Source organism: Paenibacillus sp. alder61 (genome assembly GCF_020179875.1).
Classification (GTDB): Bacteria; Bacillota; Bacilli; order Paenibacillales; family Paenibacillaceae; genus Fontibacillus; species Fontibacillus faecis.
Genome location: NZ_JAIUDG010000001.1, coordinates 196,047 through 210,516, shown reverse-complemented (window position 1 = coordinate 210,516; position 14,470 = coordinate 196,047). Strand labels below are relative to the sequence as shown.

Here is a 14,470-nt window from a genome sequence, read left to right as displayed (position 1 = left end):
TTGTATTGAAATAGACGCCTCCCGCATACGCGAGGCGTTTTCTACTATATATGCGGCATCACAGGGGGGGAAGCGAATGTTTGGCAGGCTGCGGCAGAGGGTCGTCGACCCGTTCAAAACGAGCATCCGCAACAAATTGATTTTGACGATGATATTGATCGCGATCGTGCCCGTCGTCGTCGTCACCGCGCTGGCAGCGGAGAACAGCAGCGCTTCGATGGAGAAGCAAGTGATAGGGACCAATCTCTCCAATATGAAATGGACGGGGATTTATTTGAGTGATCAGTTTTCCAGACTAAACAACATGGTCTATTCGCTCCAGATCAGTCCGGGGTTGGCCAATTATCTGAACCGGCCCGAAGCGGAAACCCCGGCCAGCCAATTTGCCGCTCAGCAGAATGTTTTTAATTCGCTGAATAGCGTGTATTACAGCGGAGGAAATCACCTGGTCGGCGTCGTTATGTACCTGCATGAAACCGGGACGCTGTTCACGATCAATTCGATGCAAAACGAAGTGGAAGAGATCAGCGGCATACCGCGCGTTTACCGGGATTTGCTGCGGGAGAACAAAGATTTTATCGTGGAGACGGATTCGGCGGACCCCGGCAAATTTCGCTTGATTCGCAGCATCAACCGCTTCGAAAACCAGGAAAAGCTGGGCTACATCTCCCTGGAGGTGCTCTGGTCCTATTTCGATCAAACGATCCGTTTGCTTGGCGAAGGAAAGGAGCAGTCCGTGTTCGTTACGGATATGAACGGCCGCATTCTATACGGCGACGGCGAAATCTCCCCGGATGTGGCGGCGGAGCTGCAAGCTTCCAAGGGTGCCGGGCCGGGCCAATTCAGAACGGACCGGGAATTTGTTTTTTACAATACGCTGGATCCCGTTGACCTTAGATTGGTGAAAATAATCCCGGTCGCCACGATCAACGAAAGCGCCCGGGCGACGATGAACTATGGTTTGATCGTCGGGATGATCTCCACGATGATATCCGCTTTATTTGCTTTTTATTTTGCCTGGAAAACGACCAAGCCGATCATCGGTTTGGCCCGGGCGATGCGGAAGCTCGATTTGACCAAGGAGCAGACGATTCCCCGGAGCAAGCGCAGGGATGAAATCGGGCTCCTGGAAACCAATTTCGCCACCATGGCGCAGCGGATCAGAGACCACATTAATACCGAGTACCGGATTCGCCTGGAAAAGAAAACGGCGGAACTTAAAGCGCTGCAATCGCAAATCAACCCGCATTTTTTGCAAAATACGCTGCAGTTGATCGGCGGAATGATCTTTTCGCAAAAACCGGCGGAGAGCTACGGTATCATCCGTTCGCTTAGCGAAATGTTCCGTTATATTGTGCGGGATCCGGATGCGCTTGCGACGCTTCGGGCGGAGCTTGAACATCTGAATCATTATATGAATATCCAGCAGCAGCGCTTCGGCAAACGGCTCCATTACGAGCTAAACATAGATGGAGATGTGCTGGACTGCCGGATTCCGAAACTGACGCTGCAGCCGATCGTCGAAAATGCGTTTGTTCACGGGCTGGATCATAAGACCGGAGAGTGGCGGCTTGAGGTGACGATCCGCGTCGAGTCGGAGGGGATACGGCTGATGGTCCGGGACAATGGGGCAGGGATGGAAAATGCGCAGCTCCAGCGGTTGCGAACCCAACTGAACCGGGATCTGGAGCAGGTATGGGCCAAGGGGACGAGCATCGGGCTGATCAATGTGGCTTCCCGAATCCAGATGTATTTTGGCGCGGAATACAAAATGAGCCTTGACAGCGTATGGGGCAAAGGCACGAGTGTCACGCTGCATCTTCCCGAGCAAAAGGAGGGCTAAAGCATGTTCAAAGTATTAATAGTGGATGACGAAGAGTGGAATCGGGACATTATCAAAAATTTGGGCCGATGGGACGAACACAGCATGGAAGTCGTGGGGGAGGCGGAGGACGGTTTGGAAGCGATGCGGATGATCGAACGGCTTAACCCTGAGCTTATCATTACCGATATGCGCATGCCGGGTTCCGACGGAGTGGAACTGATGCGGAAGATGAGCGACCGTTTTCCCGACAAGCAGGTCATTGTGGTAAGCGGGTACGATGATTTCCACTACGCCAGGCAGGCGATTCGCTACAAAGCGGTCGACTACTTGCTGAAGCCGATCGATCCGCAGGAACTGAACGTGGTGTTGGCCAGATGCTGCGTGTCTCTGCGGAAGCGCAAGGAGCGACAGGGAATCGATCTGGAGCTGTCTTCGCGATGGGCCGCTTACGAAAAGCGGTTGGGGTCTTACTTTAATGACCTGAATGGCGAGGGACTCCGGAAAGTATGCCGTGAACTGCAGTCCGATCCGGAGCTTAAAGCCGCCTTGAAGCCGGAAACGATCCGCTATCTGGTAAAAGATACTTTACTGTACTTGAGGGAGCTCTGCGCGGCGAACGCGCTGGCCGGCGAATCGGACCGCCCGGCTGAACCTACGGAAATGCCAAACTCCTTCCAGGAAGGGGTCCGCTTGATATCCGAGTGCTATGTGAACGCCCTGGAAGAACTGATCAAACAGCGGAAATATAAAAATAAGCTGCATTTGGGGGAAGTCAAATCGTATCTCGATCATCATTACGCGGAACCGATCGGTTTGGAGCAGCTCGCCAAGCTGTTTTTCGTCAGCAAAGAGTATTTGAGCAAAGCGTTTAAGCAGGAATACGGCTTAACGGTTACGGACTATGTCGTGGATTTAAGAATGAAGAAGGCGATGGAATGGCTGAAATCGGACGAAGAAGTCGCCATCAAGAGGGTAGCCGAAATGATCGGGTATGAGGATGTATCCTATTTTCACAGGGTGTTTAAGAAGCACTACGGAATTTCCCCGGGAGAGGCGAGAAAAGGTTCACAAGGTTTAAAAATATCCAATCGAAAAGTCTAATCCCGTCCAATGAAGCGCTTTCATTCATGGATTAGAATGAAACCGTAAACAAAACATCAACATTCCAGGGGGGGCATCTTATATGAAAATTTGGAAGGGTCTAGCAGGAACCGCGCTATTCGTCTCTTTGCTTGCCGGCTGCGGAGCGGGCGGCGGAAACCATGCGGCGAACAACGAATCGGCAGGGGGCGAAAGCTCCGGCGGGAAAAGCGTCAACTTGAAAATGTTTATCGCTCAGCCTCGTCTGAAAGAACATTACGATAAGTACATCGATGCTTTCGTGGCCAAAGAAAAAGCGGAGAAAAATATCGATGTGTCGGTTCAATTGGAAATGCCGCCGGCGGACACCGCCCCGCAAATTTTAAAAACGAGACTGGCTTCCAACGACGCACCCGACGTATTCGCTATCCATGCGGTCAACGAAATCCCTCCATTTTATAAAGCCGGGTATCTGGAGGATTTGTCGGATCAACCGTTCGTCGGCAAGCTGCTGGACAGCGTGAAGCCTTCGGTCATGACCGAAGACGGAAAAATTGTTGCGGTTCCGCTCGAGACACTGTCTTGGGGTTATTTGTACAACAAGCAGATTTTTGAGGAGCAGGGACTGACGCCCCCTACGACGTTGACGGAGATGAAGACGGTCGTTGAAAAGCTGAAACAAAACAACATCACCCCGTTTATTTTGTCCGACAAAGAGGCCTGGATTCCGCAGTTGTTCCTGCCGCTTTCCATAGGTCAATTGGTCAATACGGAAAATCCGGATTTTATCGAGCGGATGAACCAGGATCAAGGTTCCTTCACCGAAATGAAAGGAATGTTCGATATCATCGATTTGGTTTACGCGAACGGTACCAAAAACGGCCTTGAGGTAGGCGGCGACGACGGTGCGGCGATGTTTGCGCAGGGGAAGGCGGCGATGTGGGTACAGGGCCCCTGGTACGCGGAGACGATTCTGAAATCCAATCCCGACCTCCGTTTTGGCGTAGCTGCTTTGCCGATCAACGATAATCCCGACGCTACGATGATCAACTTGAGTACGTCCACCTCCCTGGCCGTGTCCAAGACGAGCAAGAACAAGGAAGTGGCCCTTGATTTCGTAAACTACGTGCTGGACGACAAGGATTCCAGCGCATTCTTCCAGGCGCTGAAGTTTAATCCGGTCGCCACCGTACACGACTACAGCAGTTATCCTTGGGTGGACGATGCGATGGTTTATGTGAAAGAGGGCAAGTCCTATCAAGATCTACGGATTCCGCAAGCGGTAAAAGATGAATCCGGCAAAGCGCTGCAATCCTATATCGCGGGGCAAATTTCACAGGACGATGTGCTCTTGGCGCTCGACAAAGCGTGGAAATCGTATAACAAGGTCAACAAGTAACGCGGCTGCCTGTGAGGAAGGAACGAGAAGTTCCTTCCTTCTCAATTCATAGACAAACGGAGGGGGAGGAAGAACATGCCGTCGTCCAGGATGTTCAAGAAGTATATCTCTTTGCTGGCTTTTACGGCCCCGGCACTCGTTATTTACACCATCTTTCTGCTCATACCGACATTCGGCGGAATGTATTACACGTTTACGGACTGGAACGGTCTGAACCAGAATTACAGCTTCATCGGTTTTGCCAATATCGTCGAAGCGCTCGCGGAGGACCCGGATTTCATTAATGCGTTATTATTTACGCTGAAATATGTCGCATTCATGGTTGTATTGCAAAATGTAATCGCTTTACTCCTGGCCGTACTCATCGAGACGCGAACCCGGAGCAAAGGATTTTTCCGCACGATCTTTTTTATGCCGAATATGATCAGCCTAATTATCAGTTCCTTTATGTGGACCTTTGTATTTTCGCAAGTGATCCCGCAGCTCGCCGAAAAAGCGGCGATCACCTTCCTTGACCAAGCCTGGCTGGGCAATCCGAAATTTTCTTTTTACTCCATCCTGATCGTGTCGCTGTGGAACGGGGTCGGGTACATGATGATTATTTATTTGGCGGCCCTGCAAGGCGTGCCTCAAAGCTTGAAGGAAGCGGCCGTTATCGATGGGGCCAATTCGTTCCAAACGTTAAGAAGTGTAACCCTGCCGATGATTACGCATGCCGTGACCATTTGCTTCTTCCTGACGCTGAACGGCGCTTTCAAAGTGTTTGATGTTGTTTACGGACTGACCGGCGGCGGGCCGGGACGAAGCACGCAGGTCATTACGATGAACATCTACGAAGAGGCGTTCTCCAATAACTTCCGCTACGGATACGCCAGCGCGAAATCGCTCATTCTGTTTGCCATTGTACTGATTGTCACCCTGATTCAGATGAACGTCATGAAGAAAAAAGAGGTGGAAGCATGAGCATGAAGAGAATCCATTCTCTCTTGATCGGGTTGATCTTGTCCGTGGGCGCCCTGTTCACCTGTTTTCCCATTTATATGGCGGTCGTCAACTCGTTTAAGACGCAAGCGGAAATGTTCGAATCGTTCGTCGCTCTGCCGACGAAGCTGCATTTTGAGAACTACTCGCAAGCGTTTGAAAAAATCAATCTCCTGAACAGCTCTTGGAACTCGGTGATTGTCTCCGTGATCGGCATCGGGGGAATCGTCTTCTGCTCCGCTTTGGCGGGTTATAAGTTGTCTCGGACTCGAGGGAAATTAAGCAACTTTATTTTTCTGCTGTTCGTAGCCTCGATGCTCGTGCCGTTTCATTCGATTATGATTCCGCTCACCCGGATGGCCAAAACTTTGCAGGTGCAGGGCAGTACTTACGGACTGGCGCTGATCTATATCGGACTTGGCGTCAATATGGCGATTTTTCTGTATCATGGTTTCGTCAAGTCGATCCCGCGGGAGCTGGAAGAGTCCGGACAAATCGACGGCTGCAACGAATTTCAGACCTTTTTCCGGATCATTTTGCCGCTGCTGTTGCCCATCACCGTCACGATCGCGATCCTCGACTTTCTGTGGATCTGGAACGACTTCCTGCTGCCGCTGATGATGCTGACGGACGTAGACAATTATACGTTGATTCTGTCCACCAACATGTTGTTCGGGGAGTATAACAAGGAGTGGTCGCTGATTCTGGCTTCGCTGGTGCTCACGGCGATTCCGGTGGTGATGATTTACGCGTTTTTCCAAAAGTTCATTATGGAAGGAATTGCCGAAGGGGCCGTGAAGGGCTAGGCATAAGCATTAATTGAATAAGGAGGGGAGGATATTCATGTTAAAACCGAGTCGTTGGATATCTAGCACTAGGGAGCGGCAATGGGAAGAGAAAGGTCTGCCTAATTTATTGACAAACGGGGGAACCGCGGATTTGACGCTGACGGATGCCGTTTATCAAAACGTGGAAGGGTTTGGGGGATGTTTTAATGAGCTCGGGTTTGTGGCGTTAAGCCAACTTCCCGAGGAGCAGCGAACAAGGGTATTGTTCGATTTGTTTCATCCGGACGGGGAACAGAAATTCAGCATTTGCCGGCTTCCGATCGGAGCCAGCGACTACGCCCTGGAGTGGTACAGCCACAATGAAACGGATGGAGACTATGCGATGAAGCATTTCTCCATTGAACGGGACAGGAAATACTTGATTCCCTATATTAAGGAAGCCCTGGCGCTGAATCCCGAACTCAAGCTGTTCGCTTCGCCTTGGAGCCCGCCGACCTGGATGAAGTACCCGAAAGCCTATAACTACGGAACACTACGTTGGGAGCATGAAAATCTGGAAGCCTACGCCCTATATTTCGTAAAGTTCGTGCAGGCGTACAAGGAAGAGGGGATCACGGTTCACCAGATCCACGTCCAGAACGAAGTAGTGGCCGATCAGAAGTTTCCGTCCTGCGTTTGGACAGGCGAGCAACTTCGCGAATTTATCCGCGATTATTTGGGACCGGCCTTTGAACGGCATGGACTCGATACGGAAATCTGGCTGGGCACGATCAATGCGCCGGAACCGTGGGACGAATGGCTGAAGAAGAAAGTCACCGACCACGACGCTTACGCACATACGGTGTTAAGCGATCCTGAAGCTTATAAATACATTAAGGGCATAGGCTATCAATGGGCCGGAAAATGGGCGATCCAGCGCACTGTGCTGAGTTACCCGGAGCTGCGGTACATGCAAACCGAGAACGAATGCGGCGACGGCACGAACACTTGGGAATATGCCCAATACGTATTTAATTTGTTCCAGCACTATTTCACAAACCGGGTGAACGCGTACATTTATTGGAACATGGTACTTGAGCCGAAGGGACGAAGCACGTGGGGGTGGGAGCAGAACTCGATGATTACGGTCGATAAAGAGCAGCAAAGGGCGATTTTAAATCCCGAGTATTACGTGATGAAACACTTCTCGCATTTCGTGACGCCGGGCTCAAAGCGGATCGGTCAGCAAGGGCACTGGTTCGGTAACGCGGTCAGCTATGTCACGCCAAGCGGCGAGCGCGTCGTGGTGCTGGCCAATCCGTTCAAGGAGACAAGAACCGTGCGGATTTCGGACGAAACGGAAATATACGGCTTCGAACTGGAGCCCGAGTCTTTTAACACGATGTTATTTGATAGGCAGATCAATGAATGAGGCAACCTGAGTCTAAAGGCGCAACGATGTGTTTATTAGCCTGGCGGAAATAGTTTGAGGCGAAGCTTTAAAAAGACCAGCAAAACATCTTATTGTGAAAAAATATTGGATATGGAAGCGTCGGAACGAGATTCCGGCGTTTTTTCTTTCCTCAAAATCTTTAAAAGTTCATGCAAACCAACCAAGATATGCCCAGTAATCCTTTCCTTCTCCTTACCCGCTACCTGTCCTTTTCATGGCCGTTAGCCGCACTCGGGTTTTGCTACATTAGTAGTGCGGGAACTATAGGAAACCGGCTCCTTTGAATCCCAATTGAAACATACCACCCGGGTACCTAATAGACTTTGCGCAAAGGAGATGGAATTTCCGGATTTCTTAAACGGCCATAATGCAAACAAGCCAAAATCAACAGGCAAGAAACAAGGAGGAACAATGATGAACAACGAATTTGAAAACAAAACCGCACAGGCAACGGCCATGACGACCACCTGCTATGTCATCGATCCGGCGCAGTGGGGCATCAAAACCAATGGCACCGATGCGGTAAAAACGACGGAAGGACTGAACAAGGCGATCGCCCATGCGAAAAGCGCCGGGTATAATGAAGCCTTTATTCCAAAAGGGACATATATGATTCAAGGCGTAGGGACCCTCTTTCCAAACACTCCGGAAAAAGGCGGCGGCATCGTGGTTCCGTCCCACATGAAGCTTACCCTGGATCATGAGGCGGAGCTGAAGGTAGAGCCTAACGCTGCGAGAGGTTACTCTTGTATTTATCTGCGTAAAGTGGAAAACGTCACGATTTCGGGCGGCATCATCACCGGCGATCTGGACCAGCATGATTTCAGCAAACTTCCGGATTCGACGCAGGAATATGGCTTCGGGATTTATGTCCACGGTGGCAAAAGAGTTACGATCGAAAATATGAAAATCCGCAAATGCACCGGCGATTGCGTCTTCCTTGGCTCGGTGGGCCTCATGGGCGTAGATCCCGACTATGACGAACCAAAATTAGTAACCGTCCGCAATTGCTCGCTGGACGGAGCGCGCCGGAACAACATTTCGATCACAGCCGGCGAAGGGGTCTTCGTCGAGAACAATGAAATTACGAACGCGGGGACCGTCAAGGGTACCAAACCTATGGCCGGTATCGATATCGAAGGATACGGCGAAGGCGACATCGATTACGAGAAGCCGCGCAAAGTCGTCATTCGCGGCAATCTGTTCCGCGGAAACCTAGAAGCGTCCGTGCTCAATTTCAGCGGCTACGAAGTCGTGATTGAGGGGAATCATTCGGACAGTACGCTTTCTTACAGCAACGGTACGGATACGATTATTTCCAACAACGTGCTGGTACGGACGGATAAAACGAAAGTAGCCATTTTGGGAGATAGAGTATCGAACGGATTTGACGGCAACAACGTGACGATTACCGGGAACACCATCAAAGGCTTCAGCAGCGGCATCGACGCCCGCGGCAAAGACGTGGTCGTGACGGGAAATGCCGTCTCCCATCTCGGCGAAGGAACGGGCATCGGCGTATATAGAGCGGAAAATGTGCTGATCGCGGACAATATCGTGCACCGCGGAGCGGGCGTGCCTTACAAGGTCGACGAGAGCAATGACGTACAATTCCTGAACAACAAGGCCCTCCATTCGGAACGCTTCGGCCTCGAACTGGACAAGTCCACCAATGTCGTGCTGCGGGGCAATTCGTTTGGCCAGTGCAAAGGCGGCATATCCATCAAAAACTGGGGGGGAAAAGAGACATCCGTTTTCGCGGAAGGCAACTATATCGACTGTTCCAGCTACACAGGAAAACAAGCCCATTATGCGATCAGCTTCGACAAAAACAGCCATGTTACGCTCAAAGGGAACTATTTACTTGGCTCCCGATCCGTCGCCATTTACGGAGAGAGCAGCGCCGGCAAAACCGTTAAAATCACCGAAAACGAAATTTCCGACACCGCGAGCACTTCGGCGATTCAAATCAAGGGGGGGCAACGCGCCGAGATTATCGGCAACCGCATCACCTTCAAAAGAACGGATAATACCGGGTACGGCATTTCATTAACTGATGACGCCGAAGATGCGATCATCGCTCAGAACACGATTTATTCCAATACCGATAAATCGATTTCCAACGCGATCGTAACCGAAAAGGCGAAACGAACCAAGGTTCTAAACAACTTGCTGATCAAAGGCAGCATGTTCCTCAATAAAGATACGGACACCAATATCGGCAACACGATGGTATAAAGCTACTTTGGTAAAACAGCCAAAACCCTATCCTTCAAGTCAAGAGGGATAGGGTTTTCCGGTTATCCTCGGTCTCGCTTTGCGCCAAGTCCGTACGTTAGAGGATGCGGGAAAGCTTGCGATAAGCGCGCGGTGAAATTCCTTTGTTTGCGCTGAATAAACGGCTGAAATAATGAATATCGGAATATCCAACATGAGCTCCCACTTCTTCAATCGTCCAGTCCGTATCCCGCAGCATCCTGCATGCTTCGCAAAAATGTGCGGAACAAACCTCTGGTGTCGCCGCTGGAATGCGCGGTTTTTTTTGACGCCGCGGCCATATCTGCGCTTTTGGACGGGTTTTGAGTACCTGAAAGAAGCGATTGAGGAAAAGCGCTTTGGCCAGGCGACGGCCGGATATTTCCACCGCGGCTCGAGAGCGCCGAAAGATTGGTTTCTCATGGAGCGGTTAAGCGGTGCGGCTCTGCTGGATATGCATCTTTTGTCGCGGCATTCCCGCTTTCGTCCTTATCTTCGAAACTGCCGTTTGAAAATAAATCCTCTCATTTTTTTCGATTGTCCGGGCAGCCTCCGATCTGTCTCCCGGAAACATTACTGCGCTATTCCTTCACCGACCCGATCAATAAGCCTTTAATATTCGTTTCAAACGTCCGCTAACGCTGCTGCTTGGAATTGCACTCGTGACGACCGCACTTGCGGCCTGCTCAAATTCGCAGAACGAGGGCGGTTCTTCCGAGGGAAACACTGGACCTGCATCTACACCAGAGGAATTACTCTCGATGTAGGAGGCATTGAGGAAAAATTGGCCCGAAGCCAACAAGGACGTATACATTCGAGTACTGAAGGAAGAGACCCCGGCTTACCTGCACACGGCGTACGATACGTACCCGTTTACCGTGTTCCAAGATTTGATCTATGTGGATCAACAAGGGAACGTGAGGCCGTGGATCGAGACAGATGAATTTAAAAAAGACGCTCAGTTTTTTCGGGAAGCCTATACCCGTAAGTTAATTAATCCGGATATTCTCACCGTCCCGAAGGAGCTGGAATCGAAGGAAGAATCGAACGGCAGATTCCTTTATACATCGTTATTTTATAGGTGAATAATCAAATGAGTCGCATGTAAAGGTTAAATGCTACTACAACATAACGACAACCGGCTGAGAATAATGTTGACGCTTTCAAAATCCTGATATATAATTCAATTAATCGAATACACCCATTAGACATGTGACTGGTAAAGCAGGCAGGATCTAAAATGACAAATCTTTTATTTGTCGTTTTAGGTCCTTTTTTATTTGGTAAAAAGGCCTGCCCCTTTCGCAAATTTGCAGAAGGAAGGAGCATTGGACATGGATTACAAACAGACCGCCGCAGAAGTTCTGAAATATGTGGGCGGAAAGGAAAACATTGCCCATTTTGAACACTGCTCGACAAGATTGCGCTTTTCCTTGATCGACAACAGTAAAGCCGATGTCAAACGGCTCGAAAGCATTCCCGGCGTGATCGCCGTAAACATGACCGGCCAGTGCCAGGTCGTCATCGGGAATGAAGTGGTTGAAGTTTATGATGCGGTCAATCGTTTGCTGGGCTCGGCGAACCCGAACTCGGAATCCGCTGCTGATGCGGCGTCCGAGGCTAAACCGAAAGAAAAGAGAAAACTCGGCAGCGTTATTTTGGATTTTATCGTCGGTGTGTTTCAGCCGCTGATTCCGGCGATTGCCGGGGCCGGGATGTTAAAGTCGCTGTTGCTGCTGCTCGGGTTAATGAATGTTTTGGACCCGGACGGCCACACTTATAAAATCTTGGTGCAAATTGGCGACGCGGCTTTGTACTTTCTCCCGTTACTAGTGGCCGTTACCACCGCCAACAAACTGAAAGTAAATACTTTAGTGGCCCTGGCTTCCGTCGGCGCTTTGCTGCTGCCGAACATGACGGCCATGCTAGGGGAAGGCGCCCAGTTGTTCGGCCTCCAGATCAAAGCCATCGCCTATGCCTATCAGGTCTTCCCGGCGATTCTGACGGTTTTGCTTTATGCCCAAATGGAAAAATGGTTTACGCGAATATCGCCGAAGGTGATCCGGATCTTTTTTGTCCCGATGATGTCGCTGCTCATTACCGTTCCAGTTTCGTTACTCGTTTTGGGTCCGCTCGGTTATACGCTCGGCGAAGGTTTCTCAGCTATCATCTTAACCTTGTTCGATAAGGTGGGGTGGATTGCCGTCGCGCTCTTGGCCGCCGTACTGCCGCTGATGGTGTCCGTCGGCATGCACAAAGCGCTCATTCCTTACGCTCTTTCCGCGATCGGAAGCACCGGCAAGGAATTGCTCTATATGCCCGCTTCGCTGGCCCACAATATCGCCGAAAGCGGTGCCTGCTTCGCCGTTGCGGTGCGGACCAAAGATAAGGCGCTAAGAGCCACGGCGATTTCCGCCGGGATATCCGCCTTGTTCGGCATCACCGAACCGGCCTTGTACGGGGTCACGCTGCAAAATAAAAAAGTGCTCGGCAGCGTCATGATCAGTTCGCTAATCGGCGGGGCGTTTACCGGCATCGTCGGCTTGCAGGCTTATGTGCTGGTCGGACCGGGATTAGCCAGTTTATCCATGTTTATCTCGGAAGATTTGCCGCGGAATATCATCAATGCCGTCATCGCGCTCGTTATTTCCTTTGCGGTTGCCTTCGTTTCGGCCTTTATTCTCGGCAAGGACCATAAGGCCAAAGCGGAAGAGCGTCAATTGGTTAACCAGCTTACCACGGCAAAAGAGTTCAAAAGCCCGGTGATCGGGGAACGGATTCCTTTGTCCGAAGTAAAGGATGAGGTTTTTTCCAGCAAAGCGATGGGCGAGGGGATTGCCGTCATTCCCACCAAAGGCGAATTATACGCGCCCGTGGACGGCAAAATTGAAGTCATTTACAGCAGAAATCATGCGATGGCGATGCGTACGACGAACGGTATCGAGCTGTTGTTCCATGTAGGAATCGATACTGTTAGGTTGCGGGGCAAATATTTTGAGCCTCAAGTGCAGGTCGGGGATGAAGTGAAAGCCGGCGATTTATTGCTGAAGTTCGATCTTGAAAAAATTATTGAAGAAGGCTACGATCCGGTAACCATCGCCATCGTGACCAATAAGGACAAATACGCGGTCGAGGTTGCGGATTTAAAACAGGTGAACCGCCAGGATACTTTGATGGTTGTAACCGCTTTAGAAAATTAAACCAAGGGAGAGAATAGACATGAACAAAGGATTTCCGGAGAACTTTTTATGGGGCGGCGCTATTGCCGCCAATCAGGCGGAAGGCGCTTGGAACGTGGATGGGAAAGGTCCGTCCGTAGCAGACATAGCCATGTATAGACCGCATTTAAATGTTGAGGATTACGAAGCGCACCATGTTGTTACCACCGAAATGATCGAACGGGCGATGCAAGATCCGGACGTCCAGAAATATCCCAAACGCAGAGGGATCGATTTTTATCATCGGTATAAGGAGGATTTGGCCCTGTTTGCCGAAATGGGCTTCAAGGCGCTGCGCGTCTCCATTGCCTGGAGCCGGATTTTTCCGACCGGGGAAGAGAACGAGCCTAATGAATTGGGGCTGAAGTTTTACGACGGCTTGTTCACGGAAATGAGACGGCTTGGCATCGAACCGATCGTCACGCTGTCCCACTATGAAATGCCGCTTGCTTTAAGCGTCAAATACAATGGCTGGGCAGAAAGAAAGGTCATCGATTATTTTGTGAAATTCAGCAATGTCTGCTTCTCGCGTTATAAGGACCTGGTGAAATACTGGCTGACGTTCAACGAAATCGACAGCATCATCCGCCATCCTTTCACAACCGCGGGCATTGTCCCAGATCGTTGTCCGGAGGGCAAGGTGGAAGAGGTTATTTATCAGGCGCTTCATCACCAGTTTGTTGCCTCGGCCTTGGTGACGGCGGATTGCCACCGCATCATTCCGGGCAGCCAGGTAGGCTGCATGCTGACGATGCTGACGACCTATCCGAATACATGCCACCCCAAAGATGTGGAGATTACGCTGATGAAGAATCTGCACACTTATTTTTACGCGGATGTGCAGGTATTTGGAGAATACCCGCCACTGATCGAAACCATGCTCGAGCAGAAAAATATTAAGCTGCAAATGGAACCGGGAGATAGGGAGATTTTACGGAAGCACACGGTCGATTTTGTTTCTTTCAGCTACTATATGTCGTTAACCGAGTCCGCCAAAGAGGGGCTGGAGCGAACGTCGGGCAACACGATCACAGGCGTGAAAAATCCTTATTTGCCCGTAACGGATTGGGGATGGCAGATCGACCCGGTGGGCCTGAAAATTTCCTTAATTGAGTTATACGACCGCTATAAAAAACCGCTGCTCATTGTGGAAAACGGCATGGGCGCCGTGGACCAGGTGGAAAGCGACGGCTCGATCCACGATGACTACCGGATCAATTATTTTAGGGAACACTTTAAACAAATGAAGGAAGCGGTGGAAGCCGGCGTTGACCTGTTTGGTTACACAAGCTGGGGACCGATTGATATCATCAGCGCTTCCACGTCCCAGATGTCCAAAAGATACGGCTTTATTTATGTCGATCAGGATGACGAAGGGAACGGCACGTTGCAGCGTAGCCGGAAGGATTCTTTTTACTGGTACAAAAAAGTGATTGAAAGCAATGGCGAGGATTTGGATTAATTCCCTATCTTTCGATAAGGAAGGTGACC

Annotated in this window: 11 protein-coding genes; 10 read left to right on the top strand and 1 reads right to left on the bottom strand. The window is 50.5% G+C overall.

Annotated features, from left to right (window positions below; translation table 11 throughout):
* Window positions 1-76: 76 nt before the first annotated feature.
* The 7 genes from LBW89_RS00845 (at window position 77) to LBW89_RS00815 (ending at window position 9,743) form a co-directional block, all read left to right on the top strand.
* Window positions 77-1,843, top strand: a complete 1,767-nt coding sequence (locus tag LBW89_RS00845; protein WP_225038236.1) for a sensor histidine kinase — start codon at window positions 77-79, stop codon at window positions 1,841-1,843.
* 3 nt (window positions 1,844-1,846) lie between these two features.
* A complete protein-coding gene (locus LBW89_RS00840; RefSeq protein WP_225038235.1) occupies window positions 1,847-2,926 on the top strand; it encodes a response regulator transcription factor in 1,080 nt (359 codons plus the stop codon).
* 82 nt (window positions 2,927-3,008) lie between these two features.
* Window positions 3,009-4,304, top strand: coding sequence for an ABC transporter substrate-binding protein (locus tag LBW89_RS00835; protein WP_225038234.1), 1,296 nt, complete (start codon window positions 3,009-3,011; stop codon window positions 4,302-4,304).
* A gap of 75 nt (window positions 4,305-4,379) precedes the next feature.
* Window positions 4,380-5,267 (top strand): carbohydrate ABC transporter permease, encoded by an 888-nt coding sequence (locus LBW89_RS00830; RefSeq protein ID WP_148450328.1) that lies wholly within the window; start codon window positions 4,380-4,382, stop codon window positions 5,265-5,267.
* A complete protein-coding gene (locus tag LBW89_RS00825; protein WP_225038233.1) occupies window positions 5,264-6,091 on the top strand; it encodes a carbohydrate ABC transporter permease in 828 nt (275 codons plus the stop codon). The genes LBW89_RS00830 and LBW89_RS00825 overlap by 4 nt, the downstream gene beginning before the upstream one ends.
* 37 nt (window positions 6,092-6,128) lie before the next feature.
* A complete protein-coding gene (locus LBW89_RS00820) occupies window positions 6,129-7,484 on the top strand; it encodes a glycoside hydrolase family 30 protein (RefSeq protein WP_225038232.1) in 1,356 nt (451 codons plus the stop codon).
* Between the two features lie 435 nt (window positions 7,485-7,919).
* Complete coding sequence (locus LBW89_RS00815) at window positions 7,920-9,743, top strand: right-handed parallel beta-helix repeat-containing protein (protein ID WP_225038231.1); 1,824 nt, start codon at window positions 7,920-7,922, stop codon at window positions 9,741-9,743.
* Between the two features lie 97 nt (window positions 9,744-9,840).
* Here LBW89_RS00815 and LBW89_RS00810 read toward each other — a convergent pair whose 3' ends face one another.
* Window positions 9,841-10,149, bottom strand: a complete 309-nt coding sequence (locus tag LBW89_RS00810; protein WP_225038230.1) for an AraC family transcriptional regulator — start codon at window positions 10,147-10,149, stop codon at window positions 9,841-9,843.
* 385 nt (window positions 10,150-10,534) lie between these two features.
* Between LBW89_RS00810 and LBW89_RS00805 the strand changes: the two genes are divergently transcribed.
* The 3 genes from LBW89_RS00805 (at window position 10,535) to LBW89_RS00795 (ending at window position 14,441) form a co-directional block, all read left to right on the top strand.
* A complete protein-coding gene (locus tag LBW89_RS00805) occupies window positions 10,535-10,846 on the top strand; it encodes a hypothetical protein (RefSeq protein ID WP_225038229.1) in 312 nt (103 codons plus the stop codon).
* A 249-nt stretch (window positions 10,847-11,095) separates the two neighbouring features.
* A complete protein-coding gene (locus LBW89_RS00800) occupies window positions 11,096-12,961 on the top strand; it encodes a beta-glucoside-specific PTS transporter subunit IIABC (protein WP_225038228.1) in 1,866 nt (621 codons plus the stop codon).
* Between the two features lie 19 nt (window positions 12,962-12,980).
* The gene (locus tag LBW89_RS00795) at window positions 12,981-14,441 is read left to right on the top strand and encodes a glycoside hydrolase family 1 protein (RefSeq protein ID WP_225038227.1); all 1,461 of its coding nucleotides are present in this window, start codon (window positions 12,981-12,983) and stop codon (window positions 14,439-14,441) included.
* The last annotated feature ends 29 nt before the right edge of the window (window positions 14,442-14,470 follow it).

Bases quoted from the DNA above. Each gene is read 5' to 3' on its own strand.
- LBW89_RS00830 (WP_148450328.1), top strand. From the start codon at position 4,380: ATGCCGTCGTCCAGGATGTTCAAGAAGTATATCTCTTTGCTGGCTTTT.
- LBW89_RS00835 (WP_225038234.1), top strand. From the start codon at position 3,009: ATGAAAATTTGGAAGGGTCTAGCAGGAACCGCGCTATTCGTCTCTTTG.
- LBW89_RS00840 (WP_225038235.1), top strand. From the start codon at position 1,847: ATGTTCAAAGTATTAATAGTGGATGACGAAGAGTGGAATCGGGACATT.
- LBW89_RS00845 (WP_225038236.1), top strand. From the start codon at position 77: ATGTTTGGCAGGCTGCGGCAGAGGGTCGTCGACCCGTTCAAAACGAGC.
- LBW89_RS00820 (WP_225038232.1), top strand. From the start codon at position 6,129: ATGTTAAAACCGAGTCGTTGGATATCTAGCACTAGGGAGCGGCAATGG.
- LBW89_RS00825 (WP_225038233.1), top strand. From the start codon at position 5,264: ATGAGCATGAAGAGAATCCATTCTCTCTTGATCGGGTTGATCTTGTCC.
- LBW89_RS00815 (WP_225038231.1), top strand. From the start codon at position 7,920: ATGAACAACGAATTTGAAAACAAAACCGCACAGGCAACGGCCATGACG.
- LBW89_RS00795 (WP_225038227.1), top strand. From the start codon at position 12,981: ATGAACAAAGGATTTCCGGAGAACTTTTTATGGGGCGGCGCTATTGCC.
- LBW89_RS00800 (WP_225038228.1), top strand. From the start codon at position 11,096: ATGGATTACAAACAGACCGCCGCAGAAGTTCTGAAATATGTGGGCGGA.